General features: G+C 54.5%; 23 protein-coding genes. 11 read left to right on the top strand and 12 right to left on the bottom strand.

Annotation, left to right across the window (positions count from 1 at the left end):
• Nucleotides 1-2: 2 nt before the first annotated feature.
• Nucleotides 3-671 (top strand): YqaA family protein, encoded by a 669-nt coding sequence (locus ACYOR7_RS06375; RefSeq protein ID WP_294804219.1) that lies wholly within the window; start codon nt 3-5, stop codon nt 669-671.
• On the opposite strand, the gene ACYOR7_RS06370 is transcribed toward ACYOR7_RS06375, so the two are convergent.
• Nucleotides 668-973 carry a hypothetical protein gene (locus tag ACYOR7_RS06370; RefSeq protein WP_294804217.1) on the bottom strand — a complete coding sequence of 102 codons (306 nt, stop codon included), beginning with the start codon at nt 971-973 and terminating at the stop codon, nt 668-670. The two genes, ACYOR7_RS06375 and ACYOR7_RS06370, sit on opposite strands and share 4 nt — an antisense overlap.
• 307 nt (nt 974-1,280) lie before the next feature.
• Here ACYOR7_RS06370 and ACYOR7_RS06365 point away from each other — a divergent pair, with 307 nt between their 5' ends.
• Nucleotides 1,281-1,454, top strand: a complete 174-nt coding sequence (locus tag ACYOR7_RS06365; protein WP_158385245.1) for a hypothetical protein — start codon at nt 1,281-1,283, stop codon at nt 1,452-1,454.
• Nucleotides 1,455-1,485: 31 nt separating this feature from the next.
• Here ACYOR7_RS06365 and ACYOR7_RS06360 read toward each other — a convergent pair whose 3' ends face one another.
• From ACYOR7_RS06360 to ACYOR7_RS06340, 5 genes are all read right to left on the bottom strand, one after another.
• Nucleotides 1,486-5,040: an AAA family ATPase gene (locus ACYOR7_RS06360; protein ID WP_479913431.1), complete on the bottom strand. Its 3,555-nt coding sequence runs from the start codon at nt 5,038-5,040 to the stop codon at nt 1,486-1,488.
• A gap of 96 nt (nt 5,041-5,136) precedes the next feature.
• A complete protein-coding gene (locus ACYOR7_RS06355; protein WP_294804210.1) occupies nt 5,137-6,240 on the bottom strand; it encodes an inositol-3-phosphate synthase in 1,104 nt (367 codons plus the stop codon).
• Nucleotides 6,241-6,261: 21 nt separating this feature from the next.
• A complete protein-coding gene (locus tag ACYOR7_RS06350) occupies nt 6,262-6,981 on the bottom strand; it encodes a GNAT family N-acetyltransferase (protein ID WP_294804208.1) in 720 nt (239 codons plus the stop codon).
• The gene (locus ACYOR7_RS06345) at nt 6,962-8,071 is read right to left on the bottom strand and encodes a class I tRNA ligase family protein (RefSeq protein ID WP_479913430.1); all 1,110 of its coding nucleotides are present in this window, start codon (nt 8,069-8,071) and stop codon (nt 6,962-6,964) included. Before ACYOR7_RS06345 ends, ACYOR7_RS06350 begins: the two co-directional genes overlap by 20 nt.
• A 30-nt stretch (nt 8,072-8,101) precedes the next feature.
• Nucleotides 8,102-9,220 (bottom strand): radical SAM protein, encoded by a 1,119-nt coding sequence (locus tag ACYOR7_RS06340; protein WP_479913429.1) that lies wholly within the window; start codon nt 9,218-9,220, stop codon nt 8,102-8,104.
• 36 nt (nt 9,221-9,256) lie between these two features.
• Between ACYOR7_RS06340 and ACYOR7_RS06335 the strand changes: the two genes are divergently transcribed.
• Nucleotides 9,257-9,895, top strand: a complete 639-nt coding sequence (locus ACYOR7_RS06335; RefSeq protein ID WP_479913428.1) for a LysE family transporter — start codon at nt 9,257-9,259, stop codon at nt 9,893-9,895.
• A gap of 4 nt (nt 9,896-9,899) precedes the next feature.
• Here ACYOR7_RS06335 and ACYOR7_RS06330 read toward each other — a convergent pair whose 3' ends face one another.
• The 3 genes from ACYOR7_RS06330 to ACYOR7_RS06320 form a co-directional block, all read right to left on the bottom strand.
• Nucleotides 9,900-10,208, bottom strand: a complete 309-nt coding sequence (locus ACYOR7_RS06330; RefSeq protein ID WP_294804200.1) for an AlbA family DNA/RNA-binding protein — start codon at nt 10,206-10,208, stop codon at nt 9,900-9,902.
• Nucleotides 10,209-10,264: 56 nt separating this feature from the next.
• On the bottom strand, nt 10,265-10,498 hold the full coding sequence (locus ACYOR7_RS06325) for a hypothetical protein (RefSeq protein WP_294804198.1): 234 nt from the start codon (nt 10,496-10,498) through the stop codon (nt 10,265-10,267).
• Nucleotides 10,499-10,599: 101 nt separating this feature from the next.
• Nucleotides 10,600-12,186 carry a Vgb family protein gene (locus tag ACYOR7_RS06320; RefSeq protein ID WP_479913427.1) on the bottom strand — a complete coding sequence of 529 codons (1,587 nt, stop codon included), beginning with the start codon at nt 12,184-12,186 and terminating at the stop codon, nt 10,600-10,602.
• Nucleotides 12,187-12,255: 69 nt separating this feature from the next.
• Here ACYOR7_RS06320 and ACYOR7_RS06315 point away from each other — a divergent pair, with 69 nt between their 5' ends.
• Entirely contained in the window at nt 12,256-13,200 is a 945-nt protein-coding gene (locus tag ACYOR7_RS06315; protein ID WP_294804194.1) for a DMT family transporter, read from the top strand.
• Here the strand turns inward: ACYOR7_RS06315 and pth2 are convergent, their stop codons facing one another.
• Nucleotides 13,201-13,536: a peptidyl-tRNA hydrolase Pth2 gene (gene pth2, locus ACYOR7_RS06310; protein ID WP_366137309.1), complete on the bottom strand. Its 336-nt coding sequence runs from the start codon at nt 13,534-13,536 to the stop codon at nt 13,201-13,203. It abuts the gene before it with no gap.
• 64 nt (nt 13,537-13,600) lie between these two features.
• Between pth2 and ACYOR7_RS06305 the strand changes: the two genes are divergently transcribed.
• The 5 genes from ACYOR7_RS06305 (at nt 13,601) to ACYOR7_RS06285 (ending at nt 18,281) form a co-directional block, all read left to right on the top strand.
• On the top strand, nt 13,601-14,755 hold the full coding sequence (locus ACYOR7_RS06305; protein ID WP_479913426.1) for a geranylgeranyl reductase family protein: 1,155 nt from the start codon (nt 13,601-13,603) through the stop codon (nt 14,753-14,755).
• A gap of 35 nt (nt 14,756-14,790) precedes the next feature.
• Nucleotides 14,791-14,970 (top strand): zinc finger domain-containing protein, encoded by a 180-nt coding sequence (locus ACYOR7_RS06300; protein ID WP_148700436.1) that lies wholly within the window; start codon nt 14,791-14,793, stop codon nt 14,968-14,970.
• Nucleotides 14,971-14,972: 2 nt separating this feature from the next.
• A complete protein-coding gene (locus ACYOR7_RS06295) occupies nt 14,973-15,254 on the top strand; it encodes an elongation factor 1-beta (RefSeq protein WP_294804186.1) in 282 nt (93 codons plus the stop codon).
• A 49-nt stretch (nt 15,255-15,303) separates the two neighbouring features.
• Nucleotides 15,304-17,499, top strand: coding sequence for a CDC48 family AAA ATPase (locus ACYOR7_RS06290; protein WP_479913425.1), 2,196 nt, complete (start codon nt 15,304-15,306; stop codon nt 17,497-17,499).
• A gap of 554 nt (nt 17,500-18,053) precedes the next feature.
• Nucleotides 18,054-18,281: a hypothetical protein gene (locus tag ACYOR7_RS06285; protein ID WP_294804182.1), complete on the top strand. Its 228-nt coding sequence runs from the start codon at nt 18,054-18,056 to the stop codon at nt 18,279-18,281.
• On the opposite strand, the gene cyoE is transcribed toward ACYOR7_RS06285, so the two are convergent.
• A complete protein-coding gene (gene cyoE, locus ACYOR7_RS06280; RefSeq protein ID WP_479913424.1) occupies nt 18,278-19,207 on the bottom strand; it encodes a heme o synthase in 930 nt (309 codons plus the stop codon). The two genes, ACYOR7_RS06285 and cyoE, sit on opposite strands and share 4 nt — an antisense overlap.
• Nucleotides 19,208-19,235: 28 nt before the next feature.
• On the bottom strand, nt 19,236-19,541 hold the full coding sequence (locus tag ACYOR7_RS06275) for a hypothetical protein (RefSeq protein ID WP_479913423.1): 306 nt from the start codon (nt 19,539-19,541) through the stop codon (nt 19,236-19,238).
• Between the two features lie 103 nt (nt 19,542-19,644).
• On the opposite strand from ACYOR7_RS06275, the gene ACYOR7_RS06270 reads away from it, so the two are divergent.
• Together ACYOR7_RS06270 and ACYOR7_RS06265 are read left to right on the top strand one after the other, a co-directional pair.
• Entirely contained in the window at nt 19,645-20,961 is a 1,317-nt protein-coding gene (locus ACYOR7_RS06270) for a cupredoxin domain-containing protein (RefSeq protein WP_479913422.1), read from the top strand.
• A gap of 23 nt (nt 20,962-20,984) precedes the next feature.
• Nucleotides 20,985-21,374: a M67 family metallopeptidase gene (locus ACYOR7_RS06265; protein WP_479913421.1), complete on the top strand. Its 390-nt coding sequence runs from the start codon at nt 20,985-20,987 to the stop codon at nt 21,372-21,374.
• Nucleotides 21,375-21,376: the final 2 nt, after the last annotated feature.

Below are 21,376 nucleotides of genomic sequence, written 5' to 3'. Positions count from 1 at the left end.
GCTTGGTCGATATCGCAAGCCTGTTCCCACTTGATGGCGAGCTTGGATACCTAGGCATCTTTCTGGTAAGCTTTGTTGGGAGCATCATAGTGTTTGTTCCGGTCCCGTATTTTCCGGTGATCCTTGCGGCCGCGCTGAGCGAAAAGTTCGACCCGCACATGATAGCCATAGTGAGCGCGCTTGGGACGGTCATCGCCAAGACCATCATATTCTTTGCCAGCTATTACGGCCGCAAGATGCTCAGCCAAAAGACGCAAAAGCGGATGCTTCCGTTGCAGAGGCTCGTGAGCAAGTATGGCTGGCCCGGGGCCTTTGTTGCAGCCGCGACTCCAATCCCGGACGACATCGTCTACATCCCGCTCGGCCTGGCAAGGTATAGCCCTTGGAAGTTCGCCCTTTCGACGTTTGCAGGCAAGGTCGTGATGAACGAGGCGATAGTGTGGAGCACGGTCTTTCTTGGCAGGCCGCTCGTGCAGGATGTCGTGTCAAACACCGACAACACGACGCTTGTGATAATCACGGTGGCAAGCATCGCTGTCATGGGCGTGATAATCTACTTCTCGCTCAAGATAGACTGGGGAAAGCTCATCGGCAGGTGGTTTCCCTGGGCCGTCAAGGAAGACGAGAAAGAAGAGACAAAAGGCAATCCTGAAAAGAAGGAAGAAGACTAGCTAGGGTTTTTCCTGTCAGAGTTGACGCCGCGCTTTAGCTCGATCTCGACATAATCCTCTTCCATGCCTGCGACGCAGTCAGTGACTACCGCCCTGACCGTCTGGAAGTGGATTTTGCCAGCCGGTGCCTTGCCTGTTTTTTGCATGGATTCCAGCTTGTGCTCAAGGCCGTCTTTGTGGTCGTCGCATACCACTGCGACCATGTACTCGCCGTCGTGCGACTTTATGGAAACCACGTGGGACGGTGGCAGGCGGCATTCCGTCCCACCGACCTTGACGGAGCAGGATTCTGGAAGGAGCACACAATCTGTGAGGCATACTCGATATAAAATCCGTTCGCGGCAAGAAATTTGCCTAATGATGTCTGTAATGGATGAGAGAGGTCCGGTCTCTGTAAAGAAAGCAGAATGTGCTCTCGATATATTATCGGTCTAACAGGAGTTCCCTCTGTCGAAACCGGAATTCACTAGAGACAGGTCCATAACAGATAATTCGTGGCCAATCATAGTCAAACTATCAAATTATTAACCTTTGTGCGCCACCCTGCCCTAGAAAATAATCCCAATTTGGTTTATAAAACGGTGGTTCCACTTGCCGGTGTAATCTAATATGGGTAGCCGAAGAAGAAAGGCAGCAGCCCGGCCGATGAGCAGGGCCCGCATGACAGACGGCAAGTGCCCCAAGTGCACCACGATAGTCAAGTTCAAGGTTTCCGGCGACGTGGGCAAGGAAATCTACGAGTGCACGTCATGCATGTCCAAGTTCTCTATAGACGAGCTATAAGTAAGCCTCGTAGAATCGCAACGCGTTTTTCCTAGTTGCCCTCAGCGGTGCTGCTGTTGATCTGCGCAAGCGGCACCTGTCCGGGATTCCTGTATTTCACTACCTGCGACACGCCCTGCCTCGGATAGACTCCATAAATTAGAGTCGCCTTGGACACGGTCGAGTCCTTGAGCGTCACCATGATTATCTGGTTGTCCTTTGAGCGCTCTACCAATATCTTTGACAGCCTGTCGGTGTTCTGCGCGTCGAGGTGCGCATCCACCTCGTCCATCAGGTAGAACGGTGACGGCTTTAACGACTGGAGAGCAAGCAAAAACACAGTAGCGGCTATCGTTTTCTCGCCGCCGGAAAGCGCGGTCGACTCCCTTGCGACCTTGCCTGGAAACGCCACGAGCAGCATCACGCCACCGGCAAACACGTCCTCCGGGTTTTCAAGCTCAAGCCTTGCGCTTCCGCCAGTCAGCTTGGAAAACGTCGTCTGTATGTCAGAATCGACTCTGCTAAACGCGTCCATGAACATCTCTTTCTTCTCCTTAACTATCTGCTCTATGAACGAGACGATAGAGTTGCGCTCACTTTCAAGCTGGTTGCGCCGGGTGGACATGCCACGGTAGCCTTCCATCACCTGCACGTACGACTCGTCGGCGCGCAGGTTTATCCTCGACTTTACTTGCTCGTACTCATCTGACAGCTCTTTTATCGCGCCTTCAACATCCATCGGGTCAAGCAGGCTCTTGTACCCGAGCCACACGAGGTCGTTTACTAGGCGGGATTCCTGCGCAGTCAGGTCAGATACGTCCTTGCGCAAGAGCGCGGACTCGCGCTCGATGATATTGTTCTCTTTTGACACCTTGCGCTCCTCCTCCGACAGCCCCTTTATCTTGCGCTCGTATTCCTGGAGGACCGAGTAGGCATTGCCGGAAGAATCGATTATCTGCTGCTCCTGGTCCCTGAGCGCCTTTAGCTCAGTCTCTAGCGCCTGCGACTTGCCCTGCATCTCCTCCATCTGCTTCTTTCGCTGGCCAAGCTCCGTCGTCAGTCGCTCTTTTTCCTCGTCCATCTGTGCAAGCTGGCGCTGGTCGAATTCCAACCTGCTTTCAATCCCGCCAAGCGAGCTTGAAATCTGGCTCAGCTCGATGTTTGCGGTGTCTGCCTGCTTCACTATCTGGTTGCGCTCGACGTTTATCTCTGCAAGGCGCGCCTTTGCGGCCGACTCGTCGATTCCCTGCAGGCGAGAAGACAACTTGTTGACTGTCGGAGAAATCAGCGCCAGCCTGCGCCTGTATCTCTCTAGCTCTGCGACTAGCAATTCTGCCTCCTGTACGAGCGCCTGTCCATGCGCCTGCATCTCTAGCAACGTCTTTTCCTTGCCCACAACGGACGATGATTCCTGCGCAAGGCGGGTCTCGCTACTTGAAATCTGGATTTCTAGCCTTATCTTCTCGCCCTCGGCCGACGCGATGCGCTCTGCAGCCTCGCGCAGCTGCGCGTTCTTTTTCTCCACCACCTTTGACAGCCTGCTTAGCATGTCCCGGAGCGACTCGACCGAGTCGCCAAGGATGATGGCCTTTGTCAGATCGGAGATCTTTGAGCCAAAGTCAAGTGCCATCGAGCCTCCTTCCGGCTCAAACAGCTCGCCTTCCACAGACACTGTCCGGAAACCCTGCCTTGCAAGCGCGTACGCCGCAGACGAGTTCCTGACCACGATTGCGTCTGAAAACAGAAACTCGGGTAATGCTTCATATTCTGAATACACAAAATCTGACACGCGCCCGACCACGTTCGTGTCACCCTTGAACTCCTTTGCGGGCTTTGTCTTGTGGCGCCCGACGATGTCAAGTGGGATTATGCGAAGACGCGGGAGTTTCTTTTCCTTTGCGTATGCGGCGATTGCTATCATGGACTTGACGTCCTCTACCACAAACGCCTTCATCCATTCCGAGCCGGAAGCAAGCACCGCCCGCTCGTAGCCCTTGTCCCACCTTATCAGGTCGTGGACGGTCCCCTTGATGCCAAATTTCTCGCTGTATTTTGTGAGTTCCGCGATTGCAAAGTCCTCGTTCATAGCGTGCTTGGCCACACTTGCCCGCTCCTCGAACTTGGTCGCCATCGTATCTGCCTTTGAAAGTATCGCTGCAGAGTCGGCAAGCTCGCGTTCCAGCGCGGCCTTGGTTTCTGTGAGCGCATCGAGTGTACTTGTTGTTTCCTGCAAGTGCAACCTGTCTGATTCAAGCGACTTTTGCAGCTCTGATATTCTAGTTTTTGCAGAATCGACCTCTGACGCAAGGGAAGCAAGGGCCGAGTCGCCGGCGTCTTTTTTGTACGCGTTGGTCTTGATCTTTTCCTCTACCCTTGCCGCAGACATTTCGACTGAATTTCCAAGCGACGAAACGCGCTTTAGCCTGCCTTCGAGTTTCTGCCGCAGGCCAGTGTAGCGTGAGATAACGGCCGAGACCTCCTCGACCTGGACGTTTATCTGGTCCAATCTTGTGCGCAAGGTGGCAAGCGCTTCCTTTTTCTGGGCCATCGAGGTCTGTATCTTTTCCGCGTCTGCCTTCATGCCTTCTGCCCGACGGGCAATTGCCTGCTTGCCTCCTTCTATCTGTGGAAGCCTCCTTTCAATGTCGGAAATCCTGCGCTGCGACTCGCCGAGCATCGCCTTGGCGCGTTCCGAGTCGTGGACGATTGCAGCCGTCCTGCTTGCAAGCTGCGCCTTGGCCTTGTTTGCCGCATCTACCTCCTCCATGAACTTGGCCTTTTCAGTCTCTAGCCCTTCTATCTCCTGCCGCAATTCGTCCAGCTGCTTTGCAAGCTGCGCCGAACGCTGGTTGTTGCCATCAAGTATCTGCGTGCTGGTGGCAAGCTTGCTCCTCACGACCCTGATATTGTTTGAAAGTTGCACCGCCTTGAACCGCTTTAGTTCGGAACCCGTCTGCTCGTAGCGCAGCTGGTCGTTGCGCTCTGCCTCCAGCTCGTCTATGCGCTTTCGGATCTCGCCCATCCTTGCAAACGCGACTTCAAGGCGCCTGTCGGCCTCGTCGAGCTGCTTTAGCGCCTCTGCCTTTTTCTCGTCAAAATACGAGAGGCCGACAATGTCCTCGATTATCTTGCGCCTCTCCTCAGAGTTCAGTTCTGAAATCCTTGTTATCATGCCCTGCTGCACGATGTTGAGCTTGTTTGGAGCCGACAGCACCACTTCAAGCAGCTCCATTATGGCAGTCTTGGACACCTTTTTCCCGTTGAGCAGGTATTGCGACTCGCCGCTCTGGCCTTCCATCTCCCTTGTAAGGGTGACTGCGTCCTCGTCCATCGGTATCCCTCTGTCCGCGTTGTCAAACGTGACGCTGACGCGTATGAGCCTGTGGCCGGGGTTATTGGCGTCGTGGAATAACGACTGGAACTTGTCTACCCTCATGGCCTTGGGGCTGTTCTCACCTATCGCAAACATGATGGCGTCAAGGATGTTGCTCTTGCCCGAGCCGTTTGGCCCCGTGATGGCTACTAGCCCTTTCTCAAACTGCACGATAGTATTGCGGAATCCAAACGACTTGAACCCGTACACTTCGAGCTTTTTGATGTGGACCAAGTGGGTTCTGAGATGAGATTTTACGCAGGGCTAAATATCTGTGCTGGCACTCAATCGCGCTTCCTTTTGGTCAAGTATTTTTAATCAGATCTGCGGCTAGCGTTCCCGCTTGCCCTCTACGAACTCTAGGAAATTGGCCTTTGCCACAGAATATGGCATCTGGACTGGCGGGTGCTTGAAGCAGTAGGCAGATATGCTGTCAAGCGGGCCGGATATCCCCCTGTCGATTGCTATTTTTGCGCACCTTGCCGCGTCTATCATGACGCCGGCCGAGTTGTAGGCGTCCACCACTTTTAGCTTCAAGTCAAGTTCCACCGGGATTCCGCCAAAGTACTGGCCTTTTATAGAGATGTAGCAAATCTTGTCGTTCTCAAGGAATCCTACAAAGTCGGACGGGCCAATGCGCATCGGGACCTCGTATGGGGCCATGGCGGCCACCGCGGATGTCTTGCTTATCCTCTTGTCCTCCAAGCGCTCTTCGTCGAGCATGTTGTAAAAGTCCATGTCGCCTCCGATATTCAACTGATAAGTTTCGTTGACCTTGACGCCTCTGTCCACGAACAGCTTGACAAGCGTCTTGTGGACAACAGTTGCGCCAAGCTGGCTCATGACATCGTCGCCGGCGCACGCAAGGCCGCGGCCTGCAAAGGCGTCCTGCCACTTTGGCGTAGATGCGATGAATACCGGTATTGCGTTTACAAACGCGCACCCTGCATCAAGGCACGCCTCTGCGTAGTACTGCGTGCCCTTTCTGCTTCCGACAGGCAAATAGTTTAGCAGCATCTCTGCGCCCGTGTCCTTTAGCACCTGCGCCACGTTTGCCGCCGGGCCGTCTGCTACTTTGATCTTTTGCGCAAGGTGCCTGCCGATGCCGTCGTGGACCTCGCCCTTTTGCACCTTGACATCCATCTTGTCCATCTCTTTTATGATGCGAATAGTGTTATTCGGCTTGACAAATATCGCCTCGGAAAGGTCTTTTCCAACCTTGTTTGCGTTGACGTCAAAGGCCGCCACAAACTCGATGTCGGACGGCTCCAGCCCGCCGAGGTTGTACGCTGTCAAGCCTATCCAGTCGCTTTCCTGCTTTTTGGCGTCTGGGTTTTCTCGGTAGTACCGGGTGCCTTGGACTAGAGCAGAAGCGCAGTTGCCTATCCCGGCAACGGCGACCTTGACCTTTCTACGCATCTCGTTTATCTGCATTAGAATCTGCTTAATATATCTTCAAGTCTTTTTCGCAACGGCGCAGATCGCCTTTGCATAGACTGTTTCAAACCCTGCGCTCTTGTACAGGCCAAGCAGGTTCTCGCTTCCAAGCGTCTGCAGGAACAAAACCCGGCCGCGCTTTTCCGAAAGCGCCTTGGCAAAATTCAGAATCGACTTGGCGACGCCCCTGCTCCTCTGGGCCGGAACGGTGCCAAGGCAATAGACGCCTATCAGGTTGTTTTTTGTGAAAAGCGCCGCACATCCTGCCGGCATGTCGTCATCGTCATTGTATGCCAGCAAGAGGTCCAGTTTCTTGGCGTTGGTTGTTACGATGCGCTCGACTTCGTCCTTCCATTCCGGGACTGAAAACGACCTACAAAAAACATCTATCCACGTTGCGATGTCTGACGGTTTGCACACTGTCACCCGGGCCCTGATTGGTCCGGACTTTTTCACAGACTTCAATACGTACATGGTGTCTACCACACGTAAGTTTTGCGGCGGCTGCGACCTGAAGTAGAGGTGGCAGTCGATGCCTGCGTCCCAGAACGCCCTTGCCACCTGCTCGTACGGAACATTGCAATTTTCAATCGTTGCTCTGTTGAAGAAATAGTCGCCTTTGAGCCGCGGATTGACAAGCGCCCTTGCGCACCTGATTTTTATTTCCTTTGACCAGAGCGAGCAGAACGCCCACTCGTTTTCCTCCATCCTGCCATAATCATCGATATCTGAGGCCAAGAATCTCTGCCATCGCCCCCGTACCTGCACCTGCGCACGCCGCTTCAAGCATCACCTTTACCGCTCCCGGCGTGTCAAAATCATCGTCCATCTTTTGCATGAATCTTTTCATGTACGTCGCCTTGTTTTTTTTGTCGATTGCGCCTGCAATGACAGAGTCAGCAGCTGCGCACCTTGCCAGGTCTTGCTCTGAAAAGTCGAGCCGCTTTCTATAATGTGTAGAGTAAAAATATAATCGCATTTCGTTCGCGCTGTGGTCTTGCAGCAGTTCCCTGACTGCGACCGTGTTGCCAAGCGACTTGCTCATCTTTTTTCCCTTGGCATACACAAGGCCGACGTGCGTCCACAGCTTTACCGGCTTGCTCTCTGACGTGAGCGCGCTCAGCTGCGCAAGGTGCGACTCGTGGTGCGGGTACACCAGCTCGTCTGCGCCTCCGTGCATGTCGTACCTGCCGCCAAAGCTGACCATAGCAACCGACGTGTCCTGCATGTGCCACCATGGCACGCCCCCTCCAAGCACATCGTCGGGAAAACTTGCTCCAAAATCCTCGCTTGCGTTCCAGAGCAGTATATCAGACGGCGACTTTTTGCCCGGCGCAATGTCGAGCCGGCAGTCTGCAAGCTCTTGCTCTGTCATCTTTGACAGCCTGCCAAACCCCGCGCCATTGGCGTCGAGGTAGACGTTTCCGCCTGCGCTGTACGCCTTGCCCTCGTCGAGCAGGCGCCTTGCAAGCAAGCGCGCCGTCTGCACGTGGTCTGACACGCGCGCAAGCGCAAAGCCGTCGATGCCAAGCGCAGCTGCGTCGTACAAGAGCTCGCCGATGTACGCGCCGGCAAGCTCTTTAGGTTCTCGGCCTTCTGCCTTCGCCCTTGCAAACACCTTGGGGTCGATGTCTGTGATGTTTACAATGACCTTGGCCTCCGTGCCCAGAGAGCGTAGGTAGCGTGCAACGGCGTCGTAAAAGAGGAGCATCCTTGCATGGCCAGCGTGCAAATAGTCGTACACGGTCGGCCCACAGAGAAATATCCTCGCAACATCTCCGGGGGTAAAGTCCTTCTTTTTTGCTGCCAGCGTGTCATAGACCTTCAAGTATCTGGTAGCGCCTGCCCCGGGCTGTAATCAGACGGCCTCTGCAAGTTCAGGGCGTTCCTGGCTGATTATCTTGCCAAGGCCGCGCATGTAGTTTCGCGCAAACGTCGACACGGGCTGCGACGAATACCAGATGCAGCCGAGCACCTGGCAGTCATGGCACGTCCTTGCAATGTCCCACTGCGGCGCGCTCCATATCTCGTCCACCGAATGTTCAAGGAGGCTGTACGTGTTTTCCGGGCCGTTGAACTTCCAGCATGGCACCATCACGGTCCCATCGCCGTTTACAAAGATGCTCTTCCACACGCCGCATTCGTCAAACACTCCACGGCCGTGCTCCAGTATCTGCTGGAAATATTCTGCCGGGATCATCAGTTGCGGGCCCTTTTTCTTGCCGATATAGTCAAGCACGCTTTCGCACACCCTGTCCATGGTCTGCCTGTCCGGCAAAAGCGAGTAGTCGACGTCGGACCTGTCCTCGACAAACGTAAGCGAGACTGCGCTTGCTCCAAGCTCCTTTGCCCTGTCAAAATACGTCTGGTCGATGAATTCTTGCGCGTTGTATTTCGTGATGACGCTGTTAAAATAGTGCGGAACCTTGTGTTCCGTCAAGAGACGCAGGTTGTCCATGACCCTGCGGTACATGTGCGGGTTGACGCCGCGTACCTTGCAGTACGGCTCCTCGTAGGTCGAGTCGATGCTGCACGTGACAAACTGGATGTGCTTTTTCAATTCGTCAAGGTCTATTGTGTGCAAGAGCGAGCAGTTGGAGATGAGAGTTATCGGCATCTTTAGACTGTGCAGGTGTTTTATGAGCTCCATAAAGTCCGGCCTGCTCGTAGGCTCGCCTCCCTCCACTATGGCCCACACGCAGTATTTGGACACCTTGTCAAACACTGCCTTCCACTGCTCAGTCGTCAGGTCCTTGCGCCTTGCAAGCGCCACCTGGCCCTCCTTGTCCGCATCGCCAAACGGGCACATGGGGCAGTAAAAGTTGCAGTAATGGGTCATGCTGAACACCGCGATAAGCGGGCGCCTCCTGCCTGCGGCCCTGTTTGCGGACCACTTGCCCAGTAGTTTTAGCGTCCTTATGGTGTCCACTCCCATGACGATTTTTGTGATGGTCCAAGTATTTCTGCCTTTGCGCAAAGGCTAACAGAGAGAGGGCGCATACGCTAGCGTGGCATGGTGGATGCACTTGCCTTTGGTGCAGAGGTGATCGCAGTCTCGGCCTCGGGGGTGCTTGCACCCGGCCCGCTGTTTGTGGCAAACATGATGTACAGGACAAGGCAGGGCGCGCTTTCCGGAATAAAGGTCGCGCACGGGCACGCAGTCGTCGAAATCATAGTGATAGCCGCAATCGCGGCAGGGCTCTTTTCTGCTTCAGCTTTTATCGCAGACTATGCAGACATGATCGCAGTAATCGGTGGCGCGTCTATAATCTGCTTTGCTGTCATGCATATAGCCGGCATCCTTACTAGAAAAGGCGACCAGAAAAACGTCAAGGCCAGGAGAGGGCCATTCGCAACAGGCGTTGCTTTTTCCGCCCTCAACCCGTTCTTTCTTGTCTGGTGGCTCACAGCCGGCCTGAAACTGATATCCGATTCGGCTGCCTTTGGGCCCGTGGCGGGGCCTGCGCTGCTGTTTGGAACGCACGTGTGGATGGACTATGCGTGGCTTGGGACTACCGCGTACCTCGCGTCAAAAGGGACGACAGTCTTGAAGTCGAAATATTACAGGTTTCTGATGCTCGGTCTAGCCGGTCTCTTGGTGTACTATGGCGTGCAGTTTTTGATAAATGGGATGATAATGATGATAAAGTAAAAAATTACTTTGTGTGCGATATCGGCACATCTATCGTGGACACGTTTCTCAGTTTCCCGTCTTCGGACGTCACCTGCTCAGAGCCGAGCTTTATCGGGCCTATCTTGTAGCCGATGGTGTCCATTCTCTTGACGATTATCTGTGCCACATCCACAGCCCGGGTTATGCTCTTGCCTCTGGCCTTTATGATGACCGTCGGCTCGTTGGCCAGCTGCACCAACGTGGCGGTAACGTAGGTCATCAGCGGCTTTTTGCCGATAAAAATTTCGTTAGATGCCTTCGGCGGTCTGGTTGTGTTGGTGCTAGTAGACAATGGTGCAAATTATTGTGCAAGGTAGCATATAATGTTTGTCGAGCAATTATCTGTTCTCAGACGCCTGCATATTTCTTGAGGATGTTTTCAACGTCCTTCGGATTCTTGGCGATCTCTTTTACCGCCTCTTGGTCCTCCACTTCGTAGCAGTGCAAGAGCCCTAGCTCGTCCTTGTAAAACAAAAAGACCTTGCCATCAAATACGCAGTGGTAGAGCTTTTCCTGCTCCATCTTCTCCGTCTTGAGCTTGATGCCGTCCTCATTGATGACGACGGGATAGTCGTCTGACACAGGCATATCAATCGTGGCGCGCCGTATTTAATTATACACGACTCTTGCCAAAACGTAAAGAACGCGTGACAAAAAGTCTCACTCTCACACGCGCTATTTGACTATGTCACGTTTAACTTGACTGCCTTGAGCACCGACACTTCGCCGTTTTCTGCGCCAAGCATCAGCATGTACTGCCCTGCGGCAAGATCGTTTGCAGGAGTGAACACGAACGAGACCTGCTTTGAGCTGCCTGCCGGAACGGAAACGTTCTGCTCGCTAAAGATGCCGGTCGAGTTGCCAAGGTTGCCATTGTACGTAAACGTGCCTGTGGCAATCATGCTGCCATTGAATGCACCTTGCGCGCTCAAGCCGACCTTGATTTCCGCGCTGTCGCCCTTCTTTACGGTTATCTCCTCCGGCGCAGACACGCTGAACGGGACCTGCGCGTCTGTCTTTATCGTGCCTATTTTGTTCTCACTCCATTCTGTGAACCACAGTTGTCCCTGCGGGCCTATGGAAAACTGGATGGCATTTGCGATGCCGCAGGTCGGCGCGTCTGGTTTGCAACCGCCAAACTTGGCGTTCTGGGTTGGAATCCAGTACTCTGTCAGCGTCTGGGCCTTTGGATCGAACTTGCTTATCCTGTTGGCCGCGTGCTGGTTGAACCAGATGTTGTCGTTGCTGTCGCGCTGCATCCAGTAGGGCCAGCTGACCGCGTCAGAGGGCGTCTGACCTCCAAAGATCTTTGGAGACGGCATGGAAGTGACGTACTTGGTTATTGTCTGGTTTGACGCTCCTATGACGAAAAACAGGCTGGTGCCGTGGTCAGTGACCCACAGGTTGCCTTCTTTGTCGAGGACTGTGCCGACAGGCGAAGTGAGTTCGGCTGGCAGGCTGATTGCAGTCGTCTTGTTTTGAGCAATATCGTACCTGTAGATCTGGCCTTTTTGCTGGTATGCCAGAACTGTCGCCCATACAACGTTTCTTTCGTGATCGACAGCTACTGAGCCAGAGCTTACAATAGTCCTGTCAATTCCTGCAAACGCGTCAAGTGGCAGCTTTATCTCGGTAAAGCCATCGGAAGTGCCTGGCTTCATCTTGGATATGTCTGCATGGAAGAGGGCGGGGGTTCTGACGCCTACCAGGTACATGCCGCCCTTGGAGTCAAAGTCAAATGAAATCGGCCCTACGGCCGGGGACTTGAACGAGTCAAACGTCGAGTTTGCCCTGTTGAACCTCCAGAGCAGGTTCGGCTTGTCGTCCGTAAACCACACATTGCCAGCGTTGTCAACCTTGGTGGCAAATACCATGGAAACCGCTGTAGGGCTTGGAATGGAACGCGCAGGCCACGACGGGATGGGGAATTCCTGGAACTTGCCGTCCGCTAGGGTGTAGCTGCCGAGTGTACCCTGCTTGGTTGACACGTACCACACCCTGTCCTTGTCAACGGCTATGCCGAGCGGAAGTTCGCATTGCGAGGGGAGCACCTGCTCGCTTACAAAAGTGTTAGAATTGGCCTTGGCGTTTGGGCCGCAAAACAACTCCTTCTGTGTCGCAATCGTTTGTTGCTGTTCCTGTTGCTGCCTTTCTTCCGGCGTGGGCTCGGCCTTGCCTGCGAGAAAGGTTGCTGAAACGGCTGCGACGGCCACTATGCCAATAATGGCATAAATGATGATCTTCTTGTTTGAAGACCCCTTGCCTGACACGCGGGAAAAACATGCCTGTCCCCATATATCTCTTGTCTGCGTGTACGCGCACTTGGGCAGGGATAAAATATGCGGCGTGCGTATTTTGCACTCTTGACGGCGCCAGAGCGTGAGGCCCAGGCAGGGGCACAGAAGGAGCAAAAAGGTTATCTGGGATACGTGTCAGTGTTGATAGCCGCCGCTCTCTTTGGCTCTGTGTTCACGATCGCCAAGGTGCCGCTTGCAAGCGTCGACCCTCTTGCGCTTTCCGCCGTCGCCTATACAATCGCGGGGCTGACGCTCGTGCCTTTTGCAAAAGCATCATTTCGCCTGCAAGGACGCGAGGCTCGCTACATGATTGCCATCACGGCCTCTGGGGCAGTGGTCGCACCCGTACTTCTCCTGAGCGGCCTGCAGATGACCGCGGCGTCGGACGCCGCCATCCTGTCAAACGGCGAGGTGCTGTTCACGGTAATCCTGTCGTCGCTTTTCTTTGGAGAAAGGCCGCACGGCAAACTCGGCCTTGCCGCAGTTACGCTTGTCATCGTGGGGCTGTTCATGGCGACTACCGACTTGAAGTTCTCTTCCAGCACGATAATCGCGTTCAACGCGGGCAACCTGATGATCCTAGCGTCCATGTTCTTCTGGGCGATTGACAACAATTTCAGCAGAAAGCTGACGACGTTTTCTGACATCAGTCCCGCCAAGATGGCCATGATAAAGTCGCTTGCAGGCGGGCTCGTGCTTCTCGGAGTGGCTGCCGCTACTGGCAGGTGGGGCGCGCTCGGGCAGATAAACGCGCAGCTGTGGCTCATCATAATAGCCCTGTCTGCTTCGGGCTTTGGAGGCGCCCTCTTGTTCTTCCTTGCAGGGATAAAGAGGATAGGCACGATAAAGACGATGACGGTGTTTTCGACGACTCCGATATTTGGAATCACAATAGCGGCAGCCGCGCTTGGCGAGTCGATAAGCATCTTTCAGGCCGTCGCGACGGGCCTGATAATCACAGGAATAATCATAGTCAGCAGGCGCTAGCTAGAGCAGTTTCAGACGCTCCGTGACCTTGTCAACCAAGTCTGCCGGCGCGGGGCCTATCCCAACGCACGTAGCCGTGCCGGGCGGTATCTGCGTGAGGCCGCTGTCCTGCACAAGGACGACCGGCAGCTTTAGGCTCTCTGCGTGGTTCATGACGTCTATGAGCTCATCGAAACTCTGCACCTTTACGACTACCTTGGCCTGTCCCCTTTCAAACCACGAATCGAACCAGTCCGGTTTTTTCTGCTTTGTTCGTTCGGCGGCCATCACAGCGGCGTGCGCCACCTGCGCGGCTATCTTGCCGGTGCCCATGCCCAGGTCTCTTCTGACCACCATGACCTGTTTGAAATCCAAGGCTCCCATAGTTTAATTAATAGCGTGAGAAATACCTTGCTGGCCGTTGTCTCATTTTGATGTCATTGTAGCCGGCGGGAGCATTTCTGGACTGATGGCTGCAAGGGAGGCGGCAAGGGCAGGTGCCTCTGTTGCAGTCCTTGAGGAGGACGCCGAGATAGGGACGCCGGAGCACTGTGGCGGCCTTGTCAGCATGGAGGGAATGAAAAACCTCGGAATAGTGCCCGACGCAAGCGCCATTGAAAACGGCAGAATAAAGCGCGCCAAGATACTCTCACCTTCAAACGGCTTTGAACTTTCAGCCGAGAAGCAAAAGGTGGTGGTGCTTGACAGGCGCGCCCTTGACAAGCAGGTGGCGCTGCAGGCGCAGAGGGCTGGCGCGGACATTCGAGTGAAGTGCTCTGTGCGCTCTTTTTCGCAGGAAAATAAGCAATATGCTGTGAAAACGTCGGAAGGCGACTTTACATCAAACTATTTCGTTGACGCTAGAGGCGTCGCCTCGATAATAGGCAGAAACCGCGACGGCGTGCTCTCGTCTGCGCAGTACGAGGTGTTTGCGCCCTGGATAGAGCGCGACGCAATCGAAGTCGCGTTTGACAGCGAGAAATACCCCGGTTTCTTTGCGTGGGTGATACCGACGGGCGACGGCAGGGGCAAGGTGGGAGTCGCCGGCAAGGGCATAAACGCGGCAAGCGCGTTAAAGTCGTACATGGATGCAAAGGGTGGTCAGCATTCCGTCGTGCGCAAGGTGTACGCGCCGATATGGGTCATGGGCCCGATTGACAATTTTGTATCAGGACGGACTGTAATAGTGGGCGACGCGGCAGGCCAGACCAAGCCCACTACCGCCGGCGGGATATACACTTGCGGCATGGGCGGGCTCTTGGCGGGCCGGGCAATCTCAAGAGCAATCTCGGCAAATGATGACACGCTGAACGAATATCCGAAGGGCTGGTTGGCTATGTTTGGAGAGGAATTTTCCAAGATGCTTATTGCAAGGCGCCTGCTGGAAAGGCTTGACAACAAGGCCCTGGATGATCTGTTTTCCGCAATACCTGAGGACAAGCTGGAAGACGTGTCGTCGACGGGCGACTTTGACTTTCACGCGGCCGCCCTTGCCAAGGTGCTGGACGTGAAAAGCGCGGGCAAGATGGCAAAAGCGCTGCTTGGCAACGAAATCCGCCGGCTGGTCGACGGCTAGATAGATATAAATTCGGATTCGCCTTCTTGAGCGTTATGTCAAAGCAACTGTCCTTGCCGGTCTGCACCTCATGCAGCAGGCCGATAATGCCTAATGATGAATGTGTAAAATTCTACTGCCCGAACTGCGGCTATGTCCTCATGTGGCGCTGCGAGTCCTGCCGCGAATTTGCAAGGCCCTACAAGTGCGTGGGCTGCGGCTTTGAGGGCCCATAGACATGGCGCGCCTTGTGGCGAGGATAAAGCTCCTTCCAGCTGATGCTGACATCAACGTCGACAGCATCGTGGATGGGTTGAAAAAGAGTATCCCGCAAGGGATGGAGCTCAAAGGCCACGCCAAAGAACCGATAGCGTTTGGCCTGAACGCAGTCGTCGGCGACTTTATGCTGGACGACGCGGAGGGGCAGATGGACAAGCTCGAAGAGGCCATCCGCGGTGTGCAGGGCGTCGGCGAGATCGAAGTGATGAACATCAGCCGCGCATCGGTCAAGATGAAGTAATAGTAGTAAAACTAATGTTGTTCCCAAAAACGCCGGAGGCTTGTACAGGTTGAAAAAGGCCAAGGCAGGTAGCGACGAATCTCCTCAGGTACAATTGCGGGTGGCCGAGGCCAAGCACCGCGACGTGGGCAAGTGCAGGGCCCGTCTGGACCCGCACTATATGGAGCAGATCGGCGTCCAGCCCGGCGAAGTGATAGAGATAATGGGCAAGCGCACGACTGCCGTCACCGCGTGGCCCGCAGACGACGAAGAAGAGGACACTGACATCATCCGCATCGACGGCCAGACGAGAAAGAACGCAAGCGTCGGCCTGAACGACCTCTTGAACGTGAGAAAGGCCGAGAGCAAGGCTGCAAAGAGCATAACGCTGATGCCGATAGGCGACAGCAACATCACAGTAGACAAGGAATTCTGCGAATTTGTCAAGGGCCGGCTCAAGGGCTTTCCGATGAGCGAGGGCGACGAGATCTCTGTCGTCATTCTCGGCAACTCGATGGATTTCAAGGTGCAAAAGGTGTCGCCAAAGGCAATCGTCCGCGTCGAGCGCCCGACAAAACTTTCGATAATGGCCGAGACGGCGCAGGACCGCAAGCCCCGTGTCACCTACGAGGAGATCGGCGGCATGAAGGAGCAGATAAAGCGCCTGCGCGAGATTGTCGAACTGCCGATGCGCCACCCGGAGGTCTTTGCCCGGCTGGGGATAGAGCCGCACAGCGGCATACTCATGTACGGGCCGCCGGGAACCGGCAAGACTTTGATTGCAAAGGCGCTTGCGTCAGAGTCGGAGGCAAACTTTTTCATAATAAACGGCCCGGAGATAATGAACAAGTACTACGGCGAGACTGAGGCGCGCCTGCGCGACATATTCAAGGAGGCCAAAGAGTCCTCGCCTTCCATCATATTCATCGACGAGATTGACGCAATAGCGCCCAAGAGGGAGGAGGCGTTTGGCGACGTGGAAAAGCGCGTCGTGGCGCAGCTACTTGCACTCATGGACGGGATGCAAGAGCGCGGCCAGGTCATAGTCCTTGGGGCAACGAACCGCCCTGAGAGTCTCGACCCCGCACTTAGGCGCCCTGGCCGGTTCGACAGGGAGATAGAGATAGGCGTGCCAAACGCGGAAGGGCGACTTGAGATACTGCAGATACACACGCGTGGAATGCCCCTTGACGACGGCATCAACCTGCAAGAGCTTGCGTCAGAGCTCCACGGCTACACGGGCGCCGACATCAAGGCGCTCTGCAGAGAGGCCGCAATGAAGGCCCTTCGGCGCTACCTGCCGGAAATAGACCTTGAAGGCGACAAGATATCGCCGGAAGTGCTTGAGCAGATGGTGATTACAACGAGGGACTTTCGCGACGGCATCAAGGAAATCGTGCCTACCGCCATGAGGGAGTTTTACGTTGAAGTGGCGAGGGTCAAGTGGAACGAGGTCGGCGGCCTGTACGACGCCAAGAGGGTGTTGCACGACAACCTCATCACCTCGATAAAAGAGCCGGATAGCTTTTCCAAGATGGGTATAAAACCGCCAAAGGGCGCGCTGCTCTACGGTCCGTCCGGGACTGGCAAGACTCTTATCGCCAAGGCGCTTGCGACAGAGAGCAACGCCAACATCATAATAGTCAGAGGCCCGGAAGTCCTGTCAAAGTGGGTCGGCGAGTCGGAAAAGGCGATACGCGAGATATTTAGAAAAGCCAAGACATCTTCGCCTTGCATCGTAGTGTTTGACGAGCTGGACTCGCTTGCGAGGCCGCGGGGCCAGAGCGAGGACGGCGCCGGAAACGAGCGCGTGGTCAGCCAGATACTGACAGAGATGGACGACGCCGGCAACTCGGGAGTCATAATAGTCGGGATAACAAACAGGCCAGACCTCATCGACCCATCGCTCCTTAGGCCCGCCAGGTTGGACCTCATCGTATACATCGGCCAGCCGGACGAAAAGGCACGGTTTGAGATACTAAAGATAATAACGCAGTCGATGCCCCTTGAAGGTGACGTCGACTTGGCAAGCATCGCGCAGACGACCAAGAATTTCAGCGGGGCAGATCTCTTTGCACTCTGCCGCGAAGCGGCGGTGAGCGCAATGCAGAGAAAATCCGCAAACATTTCAAACGCCGACTTTATGCAGGCATTGAGGGCGGCAAGGCCGTCCATAACCAAGGAGGTCGAGGAGTGGTACGAGTCGATGAAAAAGAACCTTACCTATGCCATGCCAAAGCCAATCGACAAGAGCTTTTACGGATGATTAAAGCCAATACACATACACACTTCTTTCTTTAGTCGCTTCTTTTGAGCAGGTTGAACAGCAAGACAAGCCTTTCCCGTCACCTACTATCGTGATTTTGTGTTTGCGCTCATGTTTGTAACTGTTTAAAATTCCCTGCCCCTATTAACACCATGTCAGGCACAAAGGGAAGGTATGATTGTACCGCCTGCGGCATATCGTTTCCTACTCATGAGGCTCTGGTAAAGCATAACGTGGATGTCCATGGTGCCACCATAGGTACTCAACTGAGGCAGAGCGAAGAAATACAGAAACAACGAGAGCAGGAATAGAGACTAGAAGCCCACCTCTGTACATGTTCGCACTCGTCGCTTATTCGACTTTCTTCCTCTGAACATACTTTTTTATAAGCTGGCTGGAATCACGTATTTGATGCCTTCTGGACCGTGTTCCTCAAGCTGCTTGGCCTTGAATGGATTGACGTATCCGCCCAATCCGGCGATTATGGAAGGTCATTACTTGTCTATCTATCAGTTATTATCTCGTGTAAAAAAAGGCTCTTACGGTGACACTCTATGAAGTATCCATTAAGGAACCTAATTTACGAAAAGGTCCGGCAGGCCGGCAACATGACGGACGCCGACCTGATGAACGCGCTGTCAAAGGAAGGCGTGACCATGGCCGACGCCGAGTTTAACAAGATCCTGCTGGACCTAGAGATCTATGGCCTCATCAGGGTCGCCTGGGTCACGAAGGAAAAGCGCAGGATAGAGCTCGTCGCCGATTCTGGAACAGCAAGTTAGAACGGCAGCTTGTAGTAAAAGAGCGCGTCAAACGCAATCGCTAGGAATATCACCAGCAGGTACGGCGCCGTGACCTTGTAGGCTTTCCATGCGAACTGCGGCGTGGGGTTCTTGGTCAGCTTGTAGTGGTAGATGAGCATGAGCGAGCCCGAGACGGCCGCGACTATGGTATACAGCAGGCCGAGGCCGAAAAAGTAGAGTGCGATGGAATAGGGGAGGAGTATGGCCGTGTTTGCAAGGATGTAGCTTGCGGTTCTCTGGTTGCCGATGAGGACAGGAAGCATCGGGACGCGGACTGATGCATACTCTTCGCGCGCCCGTATCGCAAGGCACCAGAAATGAGGCGGAGTCCACATGAACACCAGCCAGCCCACGAGAAAACCGAGCACGTCCATGGAACCTGTCACCGTGGCCCAGCCGGCCATTGACGCCGCGCTGCCTGCAAAGCCTCCTATCACGATGTTCCAAGGGTTGTTGCGCTTTAGCCACGCTGTGTATATTATGACGTAAAAGAATATGCCAAGGGCAATCATGCCCGTCGCCATCGGGTTGAGGGTGAACCATGCGATGACCACAGACAGCACGCTCACGCCAAGGCCGTACGCAAGGACGCTCTTTGCCGACAGCCTGCCGGCAGGAATCGGCCTCTTGGCCGTCCTCTCCATTATCTTGTCGATGTCGCGGTCGTAATAGTGGTTCAGGGCACTTGCGCCCATTGACGCCAGCGCGCCGGCTAGCGTGAGAAAGCCAAGCTTGAACCAGTCAATGTCCCACGCCACGTTTGGCGTTGCGTCAAAGCGGGTAGCGGCAAGGTAAGATGTGACTGCCGTAATTACCAAGAGGACTACTATTCTTGGTTTTGAAACTTCGACAAAGTCGCGTGCAGTCACGCTATGAGCCTCAAAATCAGTAGCGCTGGCTTGCATTTAATTGATTCGGATATGTATGTGGCAGTCAAACGAGGAAGCGCTTTAGGTTTGACACCTGCAGCCTGAAAAACGTCATGACCTTGCGCTTTAATATGGCGTGCTCGGCGTCCGAGAGTCCGCACCCGCACTTGCTGCCGCTCTTGTTGTCCATGCTGTGCGCCTCTGCCACTGCGTACACCTTGGCTATCTTGTCCCTTGCTTGGGAAAAGTCGTACATGTCCTCGTCAACCCTGTGGGCGTGCTCTAGCATGTCCAGTAGGTTCACGGTCGTGAGCCAGGCATCTGCGACAGTGTCGCCTTCGCCCACGTCAAAGACATCTGCTATGGACAAGTGTCAGCAAGTCCTGCAAAACGCCGACATTAAGGCGGGTGGTCAATAATTTTAGAGGTGCAGAAAAGATTAATTATGCCAGAAATGCCCACCATAGTCAAACATGACTGACTGGGACCTGCTGACACCCGGTATTGGTCTTACGTCCATCGGCATTGTTGGCGTAGGCATTTCTCTTGCAGGCATTGCCAAGACTTTCATCGACGGTATGCACGCAGTCTCCCTCCTTACCATGTTTATCGGGATGATATTTCTCGCCTCAGGACTTTTCAAGGACGGCTTTCCGTCGACCGGCAGGGCCAAGTCCGCGACGTTCATCACGCTTGGCTTTCTCGTGACCTTTGGAGTCGCAGCTGCGGTGACAGTGAGCGTCCAGGTCCCAACCATCTTTACGTATATCGGCCTCATGGCCATAATTGGGATACCCGGGGCGGTACTTGCAGTAACTTCTTTCCGAAAGCCCCAGTATGTCAAGGCGATGGGCGTAATATTCATCGCAGGAGCCGCGGTGGGTGGCATCACGTTCTACGCGTTTGGCCTCGTGACACCCAAGGCTCCTCAGCCTGCCACAGAACAGCCGACCGCTCCTCCAGCAGCGCCAGCTGCCCCTAAAAACATTGTCAAGGCATCTATCCTTGCAGGCGCCTCTGCGCAGGGCAACCCCTCGTACGGTCCGAATCCTGTGACTGTCGCCAAGGGAGATGGTGTAGAGTGGACCAACAACGACAACGCGGTGCATACCGTGACCAGCAAGGCAGACAATGGCAAGACCTTTGACTCTAAAGTCTTGGCCGCCGGCAAGACCTACCTGCTTAACACTGCCACCTTGAAGGAAGGTGATTATGAATACTATTGTCAGGTGCACCCGTTCATGGATGGTATGCTAAAGGTTGGCGCGGCCGGCACTTCCAGCGCAGGTGGCAACGCCACTTCAAGCGGAAACGCTACTTCGGGTGGGACAAACGCCACTGGCGCTGCTGGCGCTAATGCTACTACCAACAACAATGCTACGGCGCCAAGTGGAGCAAATGCCACTGGAGCAACAACTGCAAACGGGACAAACGCCACCGGTTCTGCGCCGGGTGCGACCTCTGGATCTCAGACGTCCGGGGCTACTGTCACTGCAGTCTCAATAGTGGTTGGTGCTTCTAATCCAACTAACGGGAAATTCTTCTCTCCTGCAGAAGTCAAGTCTGCAGTCGGAAGCATGGTGACTTGGACCAACGATGACAGTACCACTCCATATCATACTGTAACATCCGGCAAGGTAGTAAACAACGCCCCTGCTCCTGACAAGGTGTTTGATTCTGGCCTTATGAAGGATGGCGCCAGTTTTTCGTACGTGTTTGAAAAAGCCGGCGAGTATGACTATTACTGCATGTTGCACCCGTACATGATCGGCAAGGTAACGGTCAGCTGACTGGTATAGGCTCGCAAAAAAGCATGACCCTTTCATCAGTTCAACTGCAAGAGCTGGAGCAGATCGCAAGAGCGTCAATGCCCAACGAGTCGTGCGCCTTTCTTCTTGGCAGCGGGCAGCAGAAGGACAGAATTGCAATAGCAGAGATATTGCCGGTGAGAAACGCCAATGCAACATACGCATCGTTCGAGATACCGCCAGATGAGCTTCTAAAGGCGTACGACTATGCAGAAAGCAAAAACCTACAGGTTGCCGGCATATTCCACTCGCATCCGTCGCCTCCCTCGCCTTCGCGTACGGACGCGCGGTTTATGGAGATAAACCCAGTTGTGTGGGTGATCTACTCGACCACAGAAGACAGGTTTGCCGCATGGATTTTTGAGGAAAACGTGCGGGAAGTAAATATCGTATAACG

The organism is Candidatus Nitrososphaera sp. 86-2 (genome assembly GCF_056726185.1).
This window is presented reverse-complemented; position numbering and strand designations above follow the sequence as displayed.

Coding starts and splice junctions, on each gene's coding strand:
- ACYOR7_RS06295 (WP_294804186.1), top strand. CDS start 14,973: ATGGCGCGCCTTGTGGCGAGGATAAAGCTCCTTCCAGCTGATGCTGAC.
- ACYOR7_RS06355 (WP_294804210.1), bottom strand. CDS start 6,240: ATGCAGATAAACGAGATGCGTAGAAAGGTCAAGGTCGCCGTTGCCGGG.
- ACYOR7_RS06315 (WP_294804194.1), top strand. CDS start 12,256: ATGCGGCGTGCGTATTTTGCACTCTTGACGGCGCCAGAGCGTGAGGCC.
- ACYOR7_RS06285 (WP_294804182.1), top strand. CDS start 18,054: ATGAAGTATCCATTAAGGAACCTAATTTACGAAAAGGTCCGGCAGGCC.
- ACYOR7_RS06270 (WP_479913422.1), top strand. CDS start 19,645: ATGACTGACTGGGACCTGCTGACACCCGGTATTGGTCTTACGTCCATC.
- ACYOR7_RS06265 (WP_479913421.1), top strand. CDS start 20,985: ATGACCCTTTCATCAGTTCAACTGCAAGAGCTGGAGCAGATCGCAAGA.
- pth2 (WP_366137309.1), bottom strand. CDS start 13,536: ATGGTGGTCAGAAGAGACCTGGGCATGGGCACCGGCAAGATAGCCGCG.
- ACYOR7_RS06335 (WP_479913428.1), top strand. CDS start 9,257: ATGGTGGATGCACTTGCCTTTGGTGCAGAGGTGATCGCAGTCTCGGCC.
- ACYOR7_RS06300 (WP_148700436.1), top strand. CDS start 14,791: ATGTCAAAGCAACTGTCCTTGCCGGTCTGCACCTCATGCAGCAGGCCG.
- cyoE (WP_479913424.1), bottom strand. CDS start 19,207: ATGCAAGCCAGCGCTACTGATTTTGAGGCTCATAGCGTGACTGCACGC.
- ACYOR7_RS06365 (WP_158385245.1), top strand. CDS start 1,281: ATGGGTAGCCGAAGAAGAAAGGCAGCAGCCCGGCCGATGAGCAGGGCC.